This window comes from Phenylobacterium sp. GW821-FHT12F10 (assembly GCF_058806695.1).
This window is the reverse complement of record NZ_JBXAPY010000001.1, coordinates 209,455-228,092: the sequence shown is the minus strand read 5'-3', so window position 1 is coordinate 228,092 and position 18,638 is coordinate 209,455. Positions and strand designations below refer to the sequence as shown.

The window sequence follows — 18,638 nt, the reverse complement described above, 5'->3', positions numbered from 1 at the left end:
GCGTCATGAAATTCACCCTCTCCTGGCTGCGCGAGCACCTCGACACCGAAGCCACGGCCCCCCAGGTGGTCGAGGCCATGACCATGGCCGGCCTGGAGGTCGAGCATGTCGACGACCCGGCGACGAAGCTGGCCGCCTTCACGGTCGCCAGGATCGTGGAGGCCGTGCAGCACCCCAACGCCGACCGCCTGCGGGTCTGCCAGGTGGACACCGTGGACGGCCGCAAGGAAATCGTCTGCGGGGCCCCCAACGCCCGGACCGGCCTGACCACCATCTACGCCCCCATCGGCGCCTATGTGCCCGGCCTGGGCGTCACCCTGGTGGAGAAGCCGGTGCGCGGCGTGGTCTCCAACGGCATGCTCTGCTCGGCCTCCGAGCTGGAGGCCGCCAGCGAGTCCGACGGCATCATGGAGCTGGACGACAGCCTGGCCGTCGGGACCCCCGCCGCGCAGGCGCTGGGCCTGGAAGCCGTGATCGACTTCGAGGTCACCCCCAACCGCCCCGACTGGCTGGGGGTCGTCGGCATCGCCCGCGACCTGGCCGCCGCCGGCCTGGGGACCCTCAAGGACGTCGCCATCGCGCCGGTCCCCGGGACCTTCCCCAATCCGATCGCCATCAAGCTGCCCGCGCCGGAGGCCTGCCCGGCCTTCGCCGGCCGGCTGATCCGCGGCGTGAAGAACGGGCCCTCCCCGGCCTGGCTGGCCCAGCGCCTGACCTCCATCGGCCTGCGCTCCATCAACACCCTGGTGGATATCACCAACCTGATCACCTACGACCGCGCCCGGCCCCTGCACGTCTATGACGCCGCCAAGCTGACCGGCGGCTTCATCGAGGCCCGCATGGGGCGCGAGGGCGAGGAGGTCCCGGCCCTGGACGGCAAGACCTACGCCGTGACGCCCGAGATCTGCGTCATCGCCGACGGCTCGGGCGCCATCGGCCTGGGCGGGGTCATGGGCGGCGAGAGCACCGGATGCTCGGAGGCCACCACCGACGTCTTCGTGGAGAGCGCCTGGTTCGACCCGATCCTGACGGCCCAGACCGGTCGCAGCACGGGCATCAATTCCGACGCCCAGTACCGCTTCGCCCGCACCGTGGACCCGCAGTCCCTGGTTCCCGGCCTGGAGCTGGCGACGAAGCTGATCCTGGAGCTCTGCGGCGGCGAGGCGTCGGAGGTGACCTATGCCGGCGAGGCGCCCGCCCCGCCCACCGCGCTGACCTTCGACCGGACCTATGTGAAGCAGCTTTCCGGCCTGGATATCGGGAACGCCCGCATCGACGAGATCCTCACCAAGCTGGGCTTCGCCATCGACGGCGACCAGGTCACCCCGCCCTCCTGGCGCCGCGACGTCGAGGGCAAGGCCGATCTCGTCGAGGAGGTCGCCCGCATCCAGGGCTATGACGCCCTGCCCGCCACGCCCCTGCCGGAGATCGCCCGGGCCGCCGGCGGCGTGCTCACCGTTCGCCAGGGCCGCGTCCGCGTGGCCCGGCGCGCGATGGCCGCCCGCGGCTATGCCGAGACCATCACCTGGAGCTTCCTGGCCCAGGCGACGGCGAAGCTGTTCGGCGGCGGCGATCCCCGGCTGGTGGTGACCAACCCCATCGCCTCGGACCTGGACTGCATGCGGCCCTCCATCCTGCCCAACCTCATCGAGGCGGCCGGCCGCAACGCCCGGCGCGGCTTCCCCGACGCCGCCCTGTTCGAGATCGGCCCGCTCTATCGCGGCGACGCGCCGGAGGATCAGGTCACGGTGCTGGCCGCCCTCGTCGCCCCCCACGCGCCCCGGCGCTGGGACGGCGCCAAGGCCGATCCGCTGTTCGACCTGAAGGGCGACCTGATGGCGATCCTGGAAGAGATCGGCGCGCCGACCCTCCAGCTGGTTCAAGGCTCCACCTCCGACTGGTGGCATCCGGGCCGCTCGGCCCGCCTGCAGCTGGGCCCCAAGACCGTGGTGGCCGAGTTCGGCGAACTGCACCCGCGCGTCCTCAAGGCCCTCGACGTCGACGGCCCCCTGCTGGCCTTCGAGCTCAACCTCGACGCCCTGCCCGAGGGCAAGAAGAAGTCCGGCAAGTCCCGGCCCGCCCTGGACGCCTCGGCCCTGATGCCCCTGTCGCGCGACTTCGCCTTCGTGGTGGGCGCCGACGTCCCGGCCGGCGACCTGGTCCGGCCGATCCTGGCCGCCGACAAGGCGCTGATCTCCGAGGCCCGGGTCTTCGACGTCTATTCGGGCCCCGGCGTGCCGGAGGGCTCCAAGTCGGTGGCGGTCGAGGTTCTGGTCCAGCCCCGCGAGAAGACCCTCACCGAGGCGGAGATCGAGGCCCTCTCGGCCAGGATCGTGGCGGCGGCGGAGAAGACGGTGGGCGCCAAGCTTAGGAGCTAAGGCTTCCCTACTCCCGGCCCTCGCTCAGGCGCTCGCGGGCCTCGCGCTCGACGTCGGCGATCAGGGCGTCGGCGGCGTCGTTCTTGGTCTCGATCACCGGGTGCGGCGCGGGCTCGGGCGCGCGTTCGGCCTTCAGGCCCAGGGCCGTGAAGGCCTCGCCGCCCTCCTGGCCGAACAGGCTGCGCACCCGCAGGTCCATCTGCGGGAAGGGGATCTCGATCTGGGCCGAGCGCAGGGCGTCCTCGATGGCCCAGGTATAGGCCGCGTGCATGGCCGCCGGCCGCTTCACCGCGTCGAAGGTCGGCCACACCACCAGCTCGAAATTGAGCGCCGAGTCGCCGAACCCGATGAGCCAGACCTGGGTCTTGCGGTCCTCGGTCTCCGGCAGGGTGAAGGGGGTGGCGCGGGCGGCCTGGATCACCACGTCGCGCACCAGGGCCTTGTCGACCCCGTAGGCCACCGAGAAGGGCACGTGGATCCGCCGGGTGCCGCCCTTCAGGGTCCAGTTGATCACCTGGCTCTCGATCAGCTTGGAATTGGGGATGACCACATTGAGCCCGTCATTGGTGCGCACCCGCGCGGCCCGCGGCCCCACCTCGGCGATCACGCCCCGCACCCCGTTCTCCAGCTCGATGAAGTCACCGACATGGACGTGCGGATCGAAGATCATCACCAGGCCCGAGACGAACTCCCGGACGATCCCCTGCAGGCCAAGGCCCACCCCGACCCCCAGGGCGCCGGCGAACACCGCCAGCGAGGTCAGGTCGATCCCCAGGGTGGACAGGGCCACGAAGAAGCCGGCCAGGACCAGGCCGTAGCCCGACAGCTTCTCGACGATATAGATGATCGGCCGGCCGGCGCGGGCGCGGCCGCGCCATCGGCCCAGGCCGCCCGACACCAGCCGGGCGGCGAAGAATCCCGCCGCGACGATGATCGCGGCCACCGCCAGCTTGCCGGCCGGGACCAGCCATTGGCCGGTGGCGAACCAGGCCCAGACCGTGGCCGAGAGCTTCTCCAAGCGCGCACTCCTGCAAGGCGCCCGCCGCGCGGGCGTCGGGCCTCCAGAGCTACGCCGTAAGCGCCTACTGGTTCCCCGCCACCTGTTCCAGCCGGCCGAGAATCCCCGGCCAGCCGCCGCCCATGCCGCGATAGCCGGGCTCGTCCTGCGGCCGGAAGCCGGACTGCTCCATGCGCACCAGGACGCCGCCCTCGACCGGCGTCAGGGTCCAGGTGACCACGGTCTTCAGACCGTCCTGCGCCTGCTCCCCCGAGGCGTTCCAGCTGTAGACCAGCCGGGTCGGCGGCTCGAGCGCCAGCACCTCGCAGTCGGTCACCCCGTTCCAGCCCATCACCGGGGTCGCCCGGAAATTGAACCGGTGGCCCACCACCGGCTGGAAGTCGTTCTTCATCAGCCAGGTCTCGATCAGCGGACCGGTGGTGAGCGCCCGCCAGATCTTCTCCGGCGGGTGCGGCATGGTCCGCTCGACGATGAGCGAGCGTTGGGCGGGAAGGTCGTTCATGGGTCCATCTCCTTGAGCAGGGCTTCCAGCCGATCGAACCGCTCGTCCCAGAAGGCCCCGTAGAGGCTCATCCAGTCCATCAGCGGCGCCAGGCCCTGGGCCCGGGCGCGGTAGCGGACGTTGCGGCCCACCTTCTGCTCGGTCACCAGACCCGCCAGCTTCAGGGTCGCCAGATGCTGCGACACCGCCGGCTGGGAGACTCCGGCCCCGCGGGTCAGGTCGCCGACGCTCAGCTCCCCCTCCCGCGACAGCCGTTCGAACACCCCGCGACGCGTCGGGTCCGCCAGCGCCTTGAACAGATCGGCTTCCATGGGCAATTCATAAGTCTGCACTTATGGGTTAGTCAATCGCTTGAATCGCCCCAGGCGCCATCCCATACAGCCTGTATGTCCACGCCCGTCCCGACGCCGACCCACCGCCCCAAGCCTGTCCTCGAGCGCTGGCTGGAGACCGGCCTGTTCCGCGCCCGCTGGCTGATGGCGCCCTTCTATGTGGGCCTGATCATGGCCCTGGCCGGCCTGGTGATCGTCTTCTTCAACGAGGCCTGGCACGAGCTCAGCCACATCACCTCGATGAGCCCGGAGGAAGCCATCCTCATGGCGCTCTCCCTCATCGACCTGTCCCTGGCCGGCAACCTGCTGCTGATCGTCACCTTCTCGGGCTACGAGAACTTCGTCTCCAAGATCGACACCGGCGACGACGAGGACCGGCCCTCCTGGATGGGGACGGTGGACTTCTCGGGCCTGAAGATGAAGCTGATCGCCTCCATCGTGGCGATCTCCGGCATCGCCCTGCTGCGGGCCTTCATGCGGCTGTCGGAGAACGAGCCGATCCCGGACCGGACCCTCGCCTGGCTGGTGGGCATCCACCTGACCTTCGTGGTCTCCGGGGTCATGCTGGCCCTGATGGACCTGCTGGCCTCCAAGACCGACAAGCACTAGAGCTTCAGGCGAAGTCGGAACCGGTTCGCCGCCCGGAAGTGCGACAACCCCGTGGCGGCCGCCCCCTCCAGATCGTCATCCTCGGGCTTGTCCCGAGGGACGGACATGGAGAGTGAGGCCCGACCGGGCCCTAGAAGGGCCAGGCCCGCCGCTTCCGGCTGAAGCCGAGATAGCCGATATTGGCGCCCAGGCGCAGGCCGACCCCGGCGCGGATCGGGGCCAGGATCACGTCGTCGGACCGCAGGTAGTTCACGCCGAGCCCGCCCACCAGATAGGCCGAGCCCTCGACCCCGGGGAAGCGCTGGAACAGCACCTCCGGGTACTGCAGATTGTAGCAGAGGGTGAAGACGCGGCTGGCGTTGCCCCCCAGGTCCCAGCCCACCGACGGGCCCTGCCAGTAGACCTCGATCGGCTGGCGGTTCTTCATATAGAGCAGGCCGTGGCCGTAGCGGGCGCCGACGGAGATCGCGCCGGAGGCCTCCTGGCCCGCGATATAGGCGGTGGGCCGGCCGTTCTCCTTGAACACCCGCTCGATGGCGCCGCCGGCGGCCTCCGCCGTCACCCCCAGGAAGTCGGAGACGTTGTTGACCATCTCCTCGCGGGTGAAGGGCTCGGCCGGCGTCGGGTAGTCGGGGGTCTGGCTGGGGGGCGGTGGCCCGCCCTGGGTCTGGGGCTGGGCCTGGGCGGCCCCGGCGGCGCTCAGCGTGGCGAGGCCTGAAACGATCAGTGTGCGGCGATCCATGGCGGGTCCTTGATGACGGCGAGGCGAGCCTCCCATCCCTCGGCGCCATCAATGCGGCGGCTCAGCTTAACGTCCGATTAAGCATGATCGGCGGCGGACCCTCGCAGGGGCCGCCGAATGTGCTAGAGGCTGGCGCACCATGAGCACGCCTCTCTCCCACATCCGCAACTTCTCCATCGTCGCCCATATCGACCACGGCAAGTCGACCCTGTCCGATCGCCTGATCCAGGAGACCGGCGGCCTCACCAAGCGTGAGATGACCGAGCAGGTCCTGGACAACATGGAGATCGAGCGCGAACGCGGCATCACCATCAAGGCCCAGACCGTCCGCCTGGACTACAAGGCCCGCGACGGCGAGACCTATGTCCTCAACCTGATGGACACCCCCGGCCACGTCGACTTCGCCTATGAGGTCAGCCGCAGCCTGGCCGCCTGCGAGGGCTCCATCCTGGTGGTGGACTCCAGCCAGGGCGTCGAGGCCCAGACCTTGGCCAACGTCTACCAGGCCATCGACAACGACCACGAGATCGTCCCGGTCCTCAACAAGATCGACCTGCCCGCCGCCGAGCCCGAGCGGGTGCGCCAGCAGATCGAGGACGTCATCGGCATCGACGCGTCGGAGGCCGTGCTCTGCTCGGCCAAGACCGGCGAGGGCATCGCCGAGGTGCTGGAGGCCGTGGTCACCCGCCTGCCGCCCCCCAAGGGCGACCGCGACGCCCCGCTGAAGGCCCTGCTGGTGGACGCCTGGTACGACCCCTATCTCGGCGTCGTCGTCCTGGTGCGGGTCATCGACGGGGTGCTGAAGGCCGGGATGAAGGTGCGCATGATGAATGCGGGCGTCACCCACCAGATCGACCGCATCGGCGTCTTCAAGCCCAAGCAGACCGAGGTGGCCGAGCTCGGCCCCGGCGAGATCGGCTACATCACCGCCCAGATCAAGCAGGTGGCCGACGCCGCCGTCGGCGACACCATCACCGAGGAGCGCCGCCAGACCGCCACGGCCCTGCCCGGCTTCCGCGTCGCCCAGTCGGTGGTGTTCTGCGGCCTGTTCCCGGTGGACGCCGCCGACTTCGAGGACCTGCGCGCCGCCATCGGCCGCCTGCGCCTGAACGACGCCTCCTTCACCTACGAGATGGAGACCAGCGCGGCCCTGGGCTTCGGCTTCCGCTGCGGGTTCCTGGGCTTGCTGCACCTGGAGATCATCCAGGAGCGCCTCAGCCGCGAGTTCGACCTCGACCTGATCGCGACCGCCCCCAGCGTGGTCTACAAGATCGGCCTCACCGACGGCTCGGAGATGGAGCTGCACAACCCGGCCGACCTGCCCGATCCGGTGAAGATCTCCACCATCGCCGAACCCTGGATCAAGGCCACCATCCTGACCCCGGACGAGTATCTCGGCTCGGTGATCAAGCTCTGCCAGGACCGCCGCGGCGAGCAGCGGGAACTCAGCTATGTCGGCTCCCGCGCCCTTGTGGTCTACGACCTGCCGCTGAACGAGGTGGTCTTCGACTTCTACGACCGGCTGAAGAGCGTCTCCAAGGGCTACGCCTCCTTCGACTACGCCATCGAGGACTACCGGGTCGGCAACCTGGTGAAGATGTCGATCCTGGTGAACTCCGAGCCCGTCGACGCGCTCTCCATGCTGGTCCACGCCGACCGCGCGGAGGCCCGCGGCCGCGGCATGGTGGAGAAGATGAAGGACCTCATCAGTCCCCACATGTTCCAGATCCCGATCCAGGCGGCCATCGGCGGCCGGATCATCGCGCGGGAAACCGTGCGCGCCCTGCGCAAGGACGTGACGGCCAAGTGCTATGGCGGCGACATGAGCCGCAAGCGCAAGCTGCTGGACAAGCAGAAGGCCGGCAAGAAGCGCATGCGCCAGTTCGGCAAGGTCGAGATCCCGCAGGAGGCCTTCATCGCCGCCCTGAAGATGGACGCGGACTAGGAAGCGCCACACCGCAGCGTTGTGGAATAACCGGGTTATGCGATAGGCTGGAAGCTTCACCGGTCCGCGCGCGGCTGACGCCCAGCCTGGCGGCGGCCCGACAGAGGCCCTCGCCATGCCCCAGCGTGTCCTTCGCCGTGTCGCCGCGGCCGCCGCCTTCTCGACCCTGGCCCTCGCGGGTCTCGCCCACGCCCAGGGCCGCCCCGGGCCCATGACCGTCTCCCCCGGCGCCATGCGGACCATGACCGCCGATCCGCGCGACGCCCAGATCAAGGCCCTGCAGAACGAGGTCGTCTCCCTGCACGCCGAGGTGAACACCCTGACGGTGCTGGCCAAGAACCAGGCCAACCTCCAGTCGGCCCTGAGCGAACAGGTCAACACCCTGCAGGCCAAGTTCGCCAATCACACCCACGACGTCCCCACCGCCGGCGGCTCCTTCGGCTGGGTCAATCCGCTCGAATGCAGCCCCAAGCCCGGCGGGCCCGGCTACAACTGCACGCCCTTCCCGCTGTCGGTGCCCGGCAAGTACCTGGGCGCCGGGACCATGCTGCAGACCAAGCCGCCGAAATAGGCCTCAGCCGTCCAGCTCCGGGTAGTGGCGGAAGATCCCCGTCTCGTTGAAGGGGATGCGGCGCGGCGAGGCCAGGTAGGCGGCGATATTGGGCCGCGCCCGCACCCGCTCGGCCAGGGCCAGGACCCTCGGCAGCTCCGCACCCGCCCGCGCCATGGCCCTGGGGAAGGCGTAGGTCAGGCCCTCCACCACCTGGAACAGCGACAGGTCGGCATAGGTGACCGCCGCGCCGGTGAGCCAGCCGTCGTCCCCCTGGCGCGCCAGGATGGTCTCGAACCAGCCCAGGTACTTGGGGATGCGGTCGGTGCGGAAGGCCTTGGCGCGCACCTTGGCGGCGTCGGCCTGATCCTCGTAATAGTCGCCGACGTCCAGGGGATGGTGGGTGTCGTGGGCCTCGGAGACCAGGTCGGCGACCGTCAGCTGCATCTGGTTGACCCACAGCCGCCCGGCCTCGTCGTTCGGCGCCAGGCCGTGCTTGCCGCCGAGATAGAAGAGGATGTTGGCCGTCTGGCCGATCGCCCGGTCGCCGTCCATCAGGAAGGGCGGGGCGAAGGGCGGCGGATCGGCCTTGGCCATGCGGGCCATCAGGGCGCGCTCGCCCCCGCCCTCGATCTCCGGTCCCCGGGCCACGTCGCGATAACGGACGCCGGCGTCCTCCAGGGCCAGGCGCACGAACTCGCCCCGCCCCTGCAGGCCCGGCCAGTAGTGCAGTTCATAGGTCACATCGTCCTCCTTGCCCGAGGGCCACCCCCTCGCCTAGAAAGCGCCATCAAGCTTGGCTATGCAGCCCCATCACTGAGGAGTTCTTCGATGCGCAAGGTTCTGGTTCTCGCCGTCACCGCCGCCGCCCTGCTCACCGCGGCCTGCAACACCGTCTCCGGCGTGGGCCGCGACGTCTCCGCCGCCGGCAAGGCCGTCAGCGGCGCCGCCGACGACGCCAAGCACTAAGGCGCCAGGGCGAGGGTCAGGCGTCCTCCTCGCGGGACGCCGCCTCCGCGATCTTGACCCGGTCCTCCGGCGGCGACACCGCCGGATCGGCCTGCGCCATCTTGTCCTCGGCGGGCGTGGTGGGGCCGGTATGGCCATGCACGCCCTTGTCGCTGCTCGGCGCCGGTCGGTCGGAATTCATGAGCCTTCTCCGCGTCTTGCTCATCAATGGGTTGCGCGGGCGAGACGTTCCCGCTGGCGCGGTGGGACCTAACGACGCGCCACGAATGGGGAACCCCAAGCCCCGCCTGGGATTGCGAAGATCATGTACCCGATGCGACCCCCCGTCACCTTGGACTCCTCCGGGCCGGCTTCCCATATGCCGGCCATGTCCCGTCAAGAACCCCCCAGTCTGATCCAGGCCATGACCCGCGGCCTCCGCGGCAAGTGCCCCCACTGCAACCAGGGCGCCCTCTACTGGCGCTATCTGAAGGTCGAGCCCCGCTGCCAGGTCTGCGGCCACGACCTGTCCCAGTACCCCGCCGACGACGGCCCGGCCTATTTCACCATCCTCATCGTCGGCCACCTGCTGGTGGCGCCCCTGCTGTTCTTCCCGATCATCTGGCAGGCGCCCACCGCCATCATGGTGCCCGCCACCCTGATCCCCCTGGCCGGCGCGACCCTGGCCCTGCTGCCCCGGGTCAAGGGCGCCTTCATCGGCCTGCTCTATGTCCTGCGGATCAAGGAGCGGGACGCCCACCTGCACACCGCCGACATGGCCGACTAGAGCGTGGCGGCGGGAACCGGTTCAGGCGCCCGCCGCGGTCCAATCTCGAGGCTGGAGCCCTTTTCGTCCTTTCCGATCCTCTGAAAGGAAAGGGCTCCAGCAACCTTCGGCGCTCAGGCTCGTTTCCCGGCCTTACCGCCTGACCACCTGGTCAGGCTCTTGGGAGGCTAGACGCCATGTCGCTGGGGACCATTCTACTCATCATTCTCGTGCTCGCCCTGGTCGGCGCCCTGCCCACCTGGGGCCACTCGCGCTCCTGGGGTTACCTGCCCTCCGGCGGTCTGGGCCTGGTGCTGGTGATCGTGCTGATCCTGGTCCTGATGGGCCGGATATAGGCAGACCGGTCTTCGCTTAGGCTGAAACACCCTCTAGCATCCCCCCGAGCCAGTTTCGTTCGGGGGGATGTATGACGGTCACGGAAAGCGGCGGCGAACTGCCGCCCGAGGCGATGGCGCCGGGGCTCACCTCCCTGCAGCGCGCCAAGGCGATCCTCGGGGGATCGGCCGGCAATTTCGTGGAGTGGTACGACTGGTTCGCCTACTCCTCCTTCACCCTCTATTTCGCCAAGCACTTCTTCCCCAAGGGCGATGAGACCGCCCAGCTGCTGCAGGCCGCCGCGGTGTTCGCCGTCGGCTTCCTGGCCCGGCCCATCGGCGCCTGGTTCATGGGCCTCTACGCCGACCGCGCCGGCCGCAAGAAGGCGCTGACCGTCTCGGTCTCTATGATGTGCGCCGGCTCCTTCGCCATCGCCATCATCCCCGACTACGGCATGATCGGCACCGCCGCCCCGGTGGCCCTGGTGCTCGCCCGCCTGGTCCAGGGCCTGTCGCTGGGCGGCGAATACGGCGCCAGCGCCACCTACATGTCCGAGATGGCCGGCAAGAAGCGCCGCGGCTTCTGGTCCAGCTTCCAGTTCGTCACCCTGATCATGGGCCAGCTCACCGCGCTCGGCGTGCTGATCCTGCTGCAGCACGTCCTGCCCAAGGCCGACCTCGAGGCGTGGGGCTGGCGCATCCCCTTCGCCATCGGCGGGGTGCTGGCCATCGTGGTGTTCTGGATCCGCACCGGCCTGCAGGAGAGCCAGTCCTATCTCACCGCCCAGGCCGAGGGCGCCGAGCGCTCGCGCACCATGCTGCTGTTCGCCAAGTTCCCGAAGGAGACGGCCACCATCTTCGCCCTGACCTCGGCGGGCTCCTTGGCCTTCTACGCCTACACGACCTACATGCAGAAGTTCCTGGTCAACACCTCGGGCTTCTCCAAGGACGCCGCCACCGGGGTCACCGCCGCCGCGCTCGGGGTCTACATGTTCGCCCAGCCGATCTTCGGGGCCCTGTCGGACAGGATCGGCCGCAAGACCACCCTGGCCGCCGCCTTCCTGCTGGGAACGATCTTCACCTATCCGATCTTCTCGCGGATCGCGGCGACCCAGGACCCGATGATGGCCTTCGCCCTGATGTGCGCCCTGGTGCTGATCCTGTCGGGCTACACCGCCGTCAACGCGGTGCTGAAGGCCGAGCTGTTCCCGGCCCACGTCCGGGCCCTGGGCGTCGCCCTGCCCTACGCCACCGCCAACGCGGTGTTCGGCGGCACGGCGGAATATGTCGCCCTCTGGTTCAAGAAGGAGGGCATGGAGAGCGGCTTCTACGTCTATGTCGCCAGCATCATGGGCCTGGCCTTCCTGGTGGCGCTCACCCTGCGCAACACCAACCGCCACAGCCTGATCACCGAGGACTGACCGCGTGAAACTGGTGCTCTCGCCCCTCGACCTCACCGCCCTGATCGTCTTCCTGGTGGTCTGGCTGGCCTATGAGCCCCTGCTCAAGGTCGTGGCGCGGGGCAAGGCGGCCATCACCACCGACATGACCGTCATCCGGGTGGCCTGGATGCGGAACATGGCCGGGCGCGAGAACAAGTTCATGGACGGCCAGCTGCTGGGCCACGCCCTGAACTCGGCCTCCTTCTTCGCCTCCTCCAACCTGATCCTGATCGCCGGCGCCGCGGGCGTGCTGTTCGGGGGCGAGTCCACCTTCCGCAGCGCCTCGAGCCTGATCGCCGTCCAGACCTCCTCGCGCCTGCTGTTCGAGGGCCAGATCGCCCTGGTCCTGGTGGCCCTGGCCCGGGGCCTGCTGGATTTCATCTGGTCCATTCGCCAGATGAACTACTGCATCGCCGCGGTGGGGGCCGCCCCCGACAGCGAGGACGAGGCCTTCAAGGCCGCCTATGGCGAGGCCGCCGCCCGCCTGCTCAACCCGGCGCTCTCGGCCTTCAACGCCGGGGTGCGGGGCTACTACTTCTCCCTGGCGGCGGCGGCCTGGCTGTTCGGCCCCGTCGCCTTCATGGCCGCCACCCTGGGCGCCGTCAGCCTGCTGCTCTGGCGCCAGCGCCGCTCCAAGGCCGCCGGGGCCATCGCCGATCTCCGCCGGCTGCTGCAGGGCGGCTAGAGTCCCAGCTCTTTTCGCGCCGCCCGGGTCAGCTTGGCGGCCACCAGGCCGTGCGCGGTCTTCAGCCAGTCGGCGACCTCGTCGGGATCCAGCGCCGCCAGGTCGTCGAAGGACACCCACCCGGCCCGGGCCAGATAGGGCGCCGGCCTGGCCATGCCGCTCTGGGTCATCACCTCGTAGGCCAGGTCGGTGACCTTGAACATCAGGCCGCCGGCCAGGCCGGCGATGGCGAAGATCTTGCCGCCCACCTTGTAGACGTCGCTGCCGCCCCACTGGACGACCTTGGTCGCCCCGGGCAGGGCCAGGCAGGTCGTATCCAACTCTGCAGGGATCATGGAATTCCTCGGCGAAGGGGCGGCTCAATATACGGTGAGCGCGCGCCCTTCGCACGCCGCCCCGGGCTGACGCCGCGCCTCTTTCATGACAGTGTTATGCGAAACGCCAGGGAGGTCGGCGATGGGTAGGCGATTGCGCGGAACGCTGGTCCTGGGGGCGCTGCTCAGCCTCGGCGCGGCGGGCGCCGCCTGGGGTTCGGGCGGCGGCGGCGGCGGCGGCGGGGACATGCCCAGCATGTCGGCGCCCGCCTACGACCCGGCCGCCGAATATGTGAAGGCCATCGCGGCCCTCAACGACAAGAAGTACAAGGACGCCGAGCGCGCCCTGACCCACGTGGTGGACGCCGCCCCGAAGAACGCCGAGGCCTGGCGCCTGCTCGGCGTCGCCAACGCCGGCCAGAACGACCTGAAGGGCGCCCGGCGGGCCTATGAGAAGGCCGTGAAGCTCGAGCCCGACAGCATCGAGGCCCATCGCGGCCTGGGGACGGCCCTGGGCGGGCTGAAGGACCCCAAGGCCCAGGGCGAGCTGGACTGGCTGAAGGCCCGCGCCGCCGCCTGCGGAACCTGCGGCGAGGCCCCGGCCCTGGACGCTGCGGTCAAGGCGGTGGAGAGCGCCATGGCCGGGTCGGCGGTCGCCGCCTCGGGGCCCCTGCTGTTCGCCGGGCCCGCCGCCGGAGACCGCGCCTATGTCGCCGCCGTCGGCCTGATCAACGAGCATCGCTATGACGAGGCGCTTGCCTCCCTCGCCGCCGCCCGCGAGGCCCTGGGACCGCACCCCGACATCCTCACCTACCAGGGCTACACCTGGCGCAAGAAGGGCCAGTTCGACCGGGCCGAGACCTATTACCGCCAGGCCCTGGCCATCGCGCCGCGGCACCGGGGGGCCACCGAGTACTATGGCGAGCTGAAGGTGGAGCGCGGCGACCTGGCCGGGGCGCGGGTCATGCTGGCGAGGCTCGACCGCATCTGCGCCTATGGCTGCGCCGAGGCCGAGGAGCTGCGCCGTTGGGTCGACGCCGGCCGCGAGCCCTAGCCGCCGCCTTCGCCCTTCTCGGGATCGCGGCGGCCCAGGCAGCCGACACGCCCCTGCGCGCCCAGCGCTGGCTGTCGCCGGGGGCCGATGCCGTCCGCGCCCTGACCGCCGCCCCGCCGGAATGCCTGTCGCCGTCGCCGGACGCCCCGACCCGCCTCTCGGTGGAGATCGGCCGCGCCGCCTTCCGCGCCCCCACCCTGCTGGGAGGCCAGGCCGCCCGGGCCGGGGTCGCCTGCGAGACCTGCCACCGCTCGGGGCGGAACAATCCCGATTTCCAGTTCCCCGGGATCTCCGGGGCGCCGGGCACGGCGGACGTCACCTCCGCCCTGTTCAGCTCCCATCGCGGCGACGGGATCGACGATCCGCGCCCCATCCCCGACCTCAGCGGCCCCCGCGACGGCCTCAAGGTGGCGCCGGCCGCCCGCTCCCCCTTCATCCGCGGCCTGATCACCGAGGAGTTCGACGGGCCTGAGCCGCCGCCCGCCGTGCTGGCGGGCCTGGTGGCCTATGTCTCGGCCCTGTCGCCGGCCGCCTGTCCCCGCGCCGTCGCAGAGCCCATCGGGGTCAGGGGCCTGATGTCGGACGCGCGCCGGGCCATCGCCGCCGCCCAGGCCCTGGCCGCCCGCGGCGACGCCCCTGCGGCCGGCGTCATGGTGGCCGCCGCCCGCGCCCGCCTCTTCCTGATCGATGAGCGTTACGCCGCCCTGCCGCGCCCGCGCCGCGCCCTGCGCGCCGCCGACGCGCGCCTGGGCGCCCTGGCCCAGGCCCTGCGCGAGGCCCGGCCGGACGCCGCCGCCGGCCTCGCCCAATGGTCCGCCGACAGCGTGAAACTGGAAGCCGCGCTGGCCCGCCGCGAGGGCCGCTCCCTGTTCGATCCGAACCATCTTGCCGCGGCGCTCGGACGCCGCTTGCCCCGGGAACCTTCCTGAGTATATTGCGCGCCTTCGCGAACGGCCTCCGGGCGGTTCGCGACGGCCGGTGAGGTGGCGGAGTGGTCGATCGCGCACGCTTGGAAAGCGTGTTTAGGTGAAAGCCTAACGAGGGTTCGAATCCCTCTCTCACCGCCAAATTCCCCTCTTAGGTCACTGATAGACAAGGAGAAATGGGAATTCTACCGGCGCTCACCCCAACAAATACCCCAACTTATGCGCTGGATTGAGGTGGACACGCCGCGACCGCCGTGGACGGCAAGTTTATTTCACTGGTGGCGCTCCCGGCCGGTGATGTCGTGATCGCAATGTGGATTTCCACCATGGAGACCACTGTGACCGATATCTCTGACTAACTCCGGCAGGCGCGCAAAGTGCTCGCTCAGCTAGACAACCTCTCCCACCGCCGAGCCCTCGCGGAAATCCTAGGCCGGGCCGCATCTGACCCGCTTGTCCCCGAACCGCAGAGAATGGAGGCGACGGCGTTGGTCATAATGCTCGGGAAGCTTGACTGAAGACCGCGCGGCTCGCTCACTCCCCGTATGAGCCTCATCAGCCGTCTGTTCCCCAGTTCTCATGTTCGCGACGCGCTGGTCTACCTCGACAGCCTCGACGGCGTGATGGCCGGCCAGATGGCGTGGGACAGCGCGAAGGCACGGACCCGCAAGATGCTCGCTGACAATCCTCAAACCGTCCGTGAGACCGTTGTAGTGGACGGCCTGCCAATCAGGCAGATCGTCTTGAACGTCGTTAGCGATCTGATGGCGCAAGACCTCCACTCGGGCCGGGACCACGTTGGGCGCGGGCGGCTGGGGATGATCGGTAGCTCGAAGAAGGCCATCTTCGGATTGGCAATTGCTGAATCCGCAAAGGCGGGCTTCGTGACCGATGACGATGCGCGCGCCGCTCAGGCGGGCCTCAACGCAGGTATCGCGGAGGGGGGCTAGATGGCTCAGCGCAAGCGCGGTTCGGGCAGCCCATCGCTTTTCGGGATCGAAACCGCTCGGGACTTCTACGCCATGGTTGTCCAGGACTTCGACGATTTCATGGAAGATCCGCACTCGGCGCGCCGCGCCATCCATTGCGCGATCTCAGCTTACCATCTCCACGACTGGGTTTGGGGTGAACGGCTTGCTCGCGATCCAGACCTCCGCGCTCGTCTGAACTGCGGCGATACCAAGGGCGATTTTGTCAGTTGGCTCTGCCGAGCTATGTGGCACTTCGGGACTATCCAAGAGATCGCCACGGGCTCGAAGCACTTCCGCTCCGGTTCGGGCATGGAAGCTATGAAGGTGCAGGCTCCGCCATTCACGTTTGGCATTCCGGGGGCGGGTTTTGGCGAGGGAGCTTGGGGTGGGCCAGTAAGATACCTGCAAAGTCCAAAGCCCTTCGGGCCGAACGGTCAGGGCTATCTACTGATTGACCTAGGCCCAATCGATCCGGTCCACCAATATCAGCCAGCCGCTCATGTCCTTGAGGCGGTGGTCCGCTTATGGCGTGACTTCTTTAGGGCCTATAATCCTAAAGGCGAGGACGTCCCGTGCAGCGTCCACCACGTGGATTAGAGGTTCGCGTCCCTGTTAGACTTAGGCCCGCCCCGCTCGTGGCTTGTTTGGACCGCGTGTTGTTCAGGGTGCCCTGAGCTTCTTGGGCAAAGTCCGCGCACTCTCCTGGACATTGCCTGCGTAGGCGCCGAGGGTTGGCTCTCGGAAGTCAATCGGCGGGGTAAGGGTCATGAGCCAGCACGAGATCATAGAAGGTGAGTTCAAGGTGATCGCGCCCCGTGAGATCGAGTTAGATGACAGATACGTCGAGTCCCTGGCCGACGGGACGTGGACATTCTGGTTTGATGACTTCCCCGCGCTCGTCTCCATTGCGGTAACTATCATCCTTGCCTACCTCGCCAAGACGTTCCTCTCATAGGCTCGGACCACCGCGCCCGCTCGCATCGCGTTCAAATCGAGGTCGCATTCCTCTTCGACGCCTTCAACGAGTTCCCCGATCACAAATGGACGATTGGGATGGAGCGCCTCGTGTTCGACGGCGGTGCGGGCGGCGTTGCACTCACGGTGCAACAACTGAGCGTGGGCCTTGAAATCTTCTTAGGACAGAGCGACCGCAAGACACGCCGCGCTACCGTGCTAGCGGCAGACACGCGGCTCTAGGCACGCGCAACGACATAGACCCTGCAGAATTCTGATGATGGACGGCTGAACTTCGAACTCGCCGAGGAGGGTCGCCATCAGGACAGGCGGGCAGGCACGTGGCTGGGCTTCGGCATGGCGACGGCAGCATTGCTCTGGAGCATCCTATCAAGTCTAGCGGGTATCATCATCGTCATGGCGCTGACCGCGGGCGAATTCCGCTCCATGCCAGGATCAGCGCTGTGTCGCGAGCGGGCGTTAGCTTCTCTCCGAACAGCGGACGCTGGCTGGCACTCTTCGCTCTCCTCAACATCGTTGTATTTCCTAGGGTTGCTGCTTCACTCTAAGAATGTTTCCGAGCGGGAGGCGCTAGCTAAGCCGCTATTTGAGGGAGTGAAAGTGGCGTCGTCATACACGCTCAATTTGCACGAAGTCCGGTTGATCAAGGGGATGCTGGCATTGAGGCCTCGCCTGACCAATCAAGCGATACTGTCCTATTTCAGCCGACCAGGTCGTGACCTGAACCACCGCATCATCTCTGAGATCAAAGGCGGCCGTTGGAGCAAAGTTTCTGCAGCCTCCGCACCGGAAACCCGATCCTTCATGGCGATTGCAACTAGGTTCCAAGGGCCGATGCCGGGGGTAGCTAGCGCGCTATTCTCACGCACCGGCCTCAGACGTTTCCTAGGCCATCTACACCTGGACTGGTGGCCCGTCGGGCAAGGATTGTTCTCCTCTGGTGTAATTGAGTTCGACAGGAAGCCGTCCCTTGCGTGGGTCTATGACTGCGGATCTGCTTCGGAAGATATCGTCCTGAAGAAGGCGTTGGACGTGTTTGTGCGCCAGTCGAATGCGCGAGGCGTCAGAGCTTTGCGGCTTGTGGCCCTCTCCCATTTCGACATGGATCACATTTCAGGCTTCGTGCGCCTGCTTGGCCTCTTTCCGGCGAAGACAGTGCTTCTCCCCTACCTTCCGGCATGGCAGCGGCTGCTCATCGCCCTAGATCAAGGCCTCGCGCCAGGTAGCCCGCTCTGGGCATTTTATCTTGATCCAGCCGACTATCTGCAGAGTGCTCCAGGCGTCAGGATCGACGAGATCGTCTATGTCCAGGCGAGCGGACCAGACGATCTGCCCGAGGCCGCCGCCCCGCCTGAGCCCCCGGATACTCTAGACGCGGACGGTCCGGGTTCGGGCGAAGACGTTCTGAAAATTGAAGAGGGCGAGCCACCGATGGAGGCTGCAGACGACCCTAGCATCTCCAATCGCTCGCCGCGGATACGCTTCTTGGCACCAGGGGGACGGTTGCTGGTTCCCTTCTTGTGGGAATTCGTACCCTACAATGACGCACGTTTGGCGGCGAAGGTATCGCCCGCCTTCGTAGCCCGAGCTGACAACCTCCGGCGCGCTCTAATCGATCCCTCAAGGAAGGACCAAGCTAGAGTACTGAAGATTTTGAAGAAGCACTATGAGAATAGATTCCGAACCCCTGAGCACCGCAACTGCATCTCGTTGTATCTATATTCAGGCCCGCTCGGTTCAATGATCAAGTTCGTGGGCGAGCAAGACGGTCATTTTCTTTTGCGCGACGGAGAAAAGAGATTTTCGCAGATGCACACCGGGGACGCCTTCCTAAACAATGAGGACCGCTGGAACGCATTCAATCACTTCTATTCGCGCGGCGGCCGCCTGGCTAAATCAGCCTTTCTGCAAATCATGCACCACGGTTCGAAAAAAAATTGGCGGGCGGGCCTGGCCGATATGATGGCGCCCACCGTCAGCGTTTTTAGTTCCGAGCCCCTGACCCACAACAATCATCCGGATGCCGAAGTTCTCCGAGACTTTTGGCGGTACGGCCCGGTGCAGGTTGACCGCATCAACGGCTATCATTTCTTCGGCGGACTTTGGGTCTAACGTCTAAGTCAGTTTGGCGCCATGGACTGACATT

Annotated in this window: 22 protein-coding genes and 1 tRNA gene; 16 read left to right on the top strand and 7 right to left on the bottom strand. The window is 67.8% G+C overall.

Features of this window, described 5'->3' with window-relative positions; genetic code table 11:
• Window positions 1-5 precede the first annotated feature (5 nt).
• On the top strand, window positions 6-2,378 hold the full coding sequence (pheT, locus tag AC1RN5_RS01155; RefSeq protein WP_493039457.1) for a phenylalanine--tRNA ligase subunit beta: 2,373 nt from the start codon (window positions 6-8) through the stop codon (window positions 2,376-2,378).
• 7 nt (window positions 2,379-2,385) lie between these two features.
• On the opposite strand, the gene AC1RN5_RS01150 is transcribed toward pheT, so the two are convergent.
• The 3 genes from AC1RN5_RS01150 to AC1RN5_RS01140 all read right to left on the bottom strand — a co-directional run bounded on the left by AC1RN5_RS01150 (window position 2,386) and on the right by AC1RN5_RS01140 (window position 4,209).
• Window positions 2,386-3,396 (bottom strand): mechanosensitive ion channel family protein, encoded by a 1,011-nt coding sequence (locus tag AC1RN5_RS01150; protein WP_493039456.1) that lies wholly within the window; start codon window positions 3,394-3,396, stop codon window positions 2,386-2,388.
• A gap of 64 nt (window positions 3,397-3,460) precedes the next feature.
• Complete coding sequence (locus tag AC1RN5_RS01145) at window positions 3,461-3,898, bottom strand: SRPBCC family protein (protein WP_493039455.1); 438 nt, start codon at window positions 3,896-3,898, stop codon at window positions 3,461-3,463.
• The gene (locus AC1RN5_RS01140; RefSeq protein ID WP_493039454.1) at window positions 3,895-4,209 is read right to left on the bottom strand and encodes an ArsR/SmtB family transcription factor; all 315 of its coding nucleotides are present in this window, start codon (window positions 4,207-4,209) and stop codon (window positions 3,895-3,897) included. The genes AC1RN5_RS01145 and AC1RN5_RS01140 overlap by 4 nt, the downstream gene beginning before the upstream one ends.
• A gap of 75 nt (window positions 4,210-4,284) precedes the next feature.
• Here AC1RN5_RS01140 and AC1RN5_RS01135 point away from each other — a divergent pair, with 75 nt between their 5' ends.
• The gene (locus AC1RN5_RS01135) at window positions 4,285-4,839 is read left to right on the top strand and encodes a TIGR00645 family protein (protein ID WP_493039453.1); all 555 of its coding nucleotides are present in this window, start codon (window positions 4,285-4,287) and stop codon (window positions 4,837-4,839) included.
• A 130-nt stretch (window positions 4,840-4,969) separates the two neighbouring features.
• Here AC1RN5_RS01135 and AC1RN5_RS01130 read toward each other — a convergent pair whose 3' ends face one another.
• Window positions 4,970-5,581 carry a DUF1134 domain-containing protein gene (locus AC1RN5_RS01130; RefSeq protein WP_421933020.1) on the bottom strand — a complete coding sequence of 204 codons (612 nt, stop codon included), beginning with the start codon at window positions 5,579-5,581 and terminating at the stop codon, window positions 4,970-4,972.
• Window positions 5,582-5,720: 139 nt separating this feature from the next.
• Here AC1RN5_RS01130 and lepA point away from each other — a divergent pair, with 139 nt between their 5' ends.
• Window positions 5,721-7,526: a translation elongation factor 4 gene (gene lepA, locus AC1RN5_RS01125; RefSeq protein ID WP_493039452.1), complete on the top strand. Its 1,806-nt coding sequence runs from the start codon at window positions 5,721-5,723 to the stop codon at window positions 7,524-7,526.
• A 115-nt stretch (window positions 7,527-7,641) separates the two neighbouring features.
• A complete protein-coding gene (locus AC1RN5_RS01120; RefSeq protein WP_493039451.1) occupies window positions 7,642-8,097 on the top strand; it encodes a hypothetical protein in 456 nt (151 codons plus the stop codon).
• Between the two features lie 3 nt (window positions 8,098-8,100).
• Here the strand turns inward: AC1RN5_RS01120 and AC1RN5_RS01115 are convergent, their stop codons facing one another.
• Window positions 8,101-8,820, bottom strand: coding sequence for a glutathione S-transferase (locus AC1RN5_RS01115; RefSeq protein WP_493039450.1), 720 nt, complete (start codon window positions 8,818-8,820; stop codon window positions 8,101-8,103).
• An 87-nt stretch (window positions 8,821-8,907) separates the two neighbouring features.
• On the opposite strand from AC1RN5_RS01115, the gene AC1RN5_RS01110 reads away from it, so the two are divergent.
• Window positions 8,908-9,045 (top strand): entericidin A/B family lipoprotein, encoded by a 138-nt coding sequence (locus AC1RN5_RS01110; protein WP_493039449.1) that lies wholly within the window; start codon window positions 8,908-8,910, stop codon window positions 9,043-9,045.
• Window positions 9,046-9,061: 16 nt separating this feature from the next.
• Here AC1RN5_RS01110 and AC1RN5_RS01105 read toward each other — a convergent pair whose 3' ends face one another.
• Window positions 9,062-9,226 (bottom strand): hypothetical protein, encoded by a 165-nt coding sequence (locus AC1RN5_RS01105; protein ID WP_493039448.1) that lies wholly within the window; start codon window positions 9,224-9,226, stop codon window positions 9,062-9,064.
• Between the two features lie 222 nt (window positions 9,227-9,448).
• On the opposite strand from AC1RN5_RS01105, the gene AC1RN5_RS01100 reads away from it, so the two are divergent.
• The 4 genes from AC1RN5_RS01100 (at window position 9,449) to AC1RN5_RS01085 (ending at window position 12,252) form a co-directional block, all read left to right on the top strand.
• Window positions 9,449-9,811, top strand: coding sequence for a DUF983 domain-containing protein (locus AC1RN5_RS01100; protein ID WP_493039447.1), 363 nt, complete (start codon window positions 9,449-9,451; stop codon window positions 9,809-9,811).
• A gap of 176 nt (window positions 9,812-9,987) precedes the next feature.
• Window positions 9,988-10,146 (top strand): DUF3309 family protein, encoded by a 159-nt coding sequence (locus AC1RN5_RS01095; protein WP_493039446.1) that lies wholly within the window; start codon window positions 9,988-9,990, stop codon window positions 10,144-10,146.
• A gap of 71 nt (window positions 10,147-10,217) precedes the next feature.
• Window positions 10,218-11,546: an MFS transporter gene (locus tag AC1RN5_RS01090; protein WP_493039445.1), complete on the top strand. Its 1,329-nt coding sequence runs from the start codon at window positions 10,218-10,220 to the stop codon at window positions 11,544-11,546.
• 4 nt (window positions 11,547-11,550) lie between these two features.
• Window positions 11,551-12,252, top strand: a complete 702-nt coding sequence (locus AC1RN5_RS01085; RefSeq protein WP_493039444.1) for a DUF599 domain-containing protein — start codon at window positions 11,551-11,553, stop codon at window positions 12,250-12,252.
• Here the strand turns inward: AC1RN5_RS01085 and AC1RN5_RS01080 are convergent.
• Window positions 12,249-12,587 (bottom strand): MmcQ/YjbR family DNA-binding protein, encoded by a 339-nt coding sequence (locus AC1RN5_RS01080; RefSeq protein ID WP_493039443.1) that lies wholly within the window; start codon window positions 12,585-12,587, stop codon window positions 12,249-12,251. The two genes, AC1RN5_RS01085 and AC1RN5_RS01080, sit on opposite strands and share 4 nt — an antisense overlap.
• A gap of 121 nt (window positions 12,588-12,708) precedes the next feature.
• Here AC1RN5_RS01080 and AC1RN5_RS01075 point away from each other — a divergent pair, with 121 nt between their 5' ends.
• The 7 genes from AC1RN5_RS01075 to AC1RN5_RS01045 all read left to right on the top strand — a co-directional run bounded on the left by AC1RN5_RS01075 (window position 12,709) and on the right by AC1RN5_RS01045 (window position 18,604).
• Entirely contained in the window at window positions 12,709-13,620 is a 912-nt protein-coding gene (locus tag AC1RN5_RS01075; protein ID WP_493039442.1) for a tetratricopeptide repeat protein, read from the top strand.
• Window positions 13,593-14,549 carry a hypothetical protein gene (locus tag AC1RN5_RS01070; protein WP_493039441.1) on the top strand — a complete coding sequence of 319 codons (957 nt, stop codon included), beginning with the start codon at window positions 13,593-13,595 and terminating at the stop codon, window positions 14,547-14,549. The genes AC1RN5_RS01075 and AC1RN5_RS01070 overlap by 28 nt, the downstream gene beginning before the upstream one ends.
• Before the next feature lie 48 nt (window positions 14,550-14,597).
• Window positions 14,598-14,687: transfer RNA gene (locus tag AC1RN5_RS01065), tRNA-Ser, on the top strand.
• Window positions 14,688-15,091: 404 nt separating this feature from the next.
• Window positions 15,092-15,496 carry a hypothetical protein gene (locus tag AC1RN5_RS01060; RefSeq protein ID WP_493039440.1) on the top strand — a complete coding sequence of 135 codons (405 nt, stop codon included), beginning with the start codon at window positions 15,092-15,094 and terminating at the stop codon, window positions 15,494-15,496.
• A complete protein-coding gene (locus AC1RN5_RS01055) occupies window positions 15,497-16,114 on the top strand; it encodes a hypothetical protein (protein ID WP_493039439.1) in 618 nt (205 codons plus the stop codon).
• A 169-nt stretch (window positions 16,115-16,283) separates the two neighbouring features.
• Entirely contained in the window at window positions 16,284-16,472 is a 189-nt protein-coding gene (locus AC1RN5_RS01050) for a hypothetical protein (protein ID WP_493039438.1), read from the top strand.
• Window positions 16,473-16,828: 356 nt separating this feature from the next.
• Window positions 16,829-18,604: a hypothetical protein gene (locus AC1RN5_RS01045; protein WP_493039437.1), complete on the top strand. Its 1,776-nt coding sequence runs from the start codon at window positions 16,829-16,831 to the stop codon at window positions 18,602-18,604.
• The last annotated feature ends 34 nt before the right edge of the window (window positions 18,605-18,638 follow it).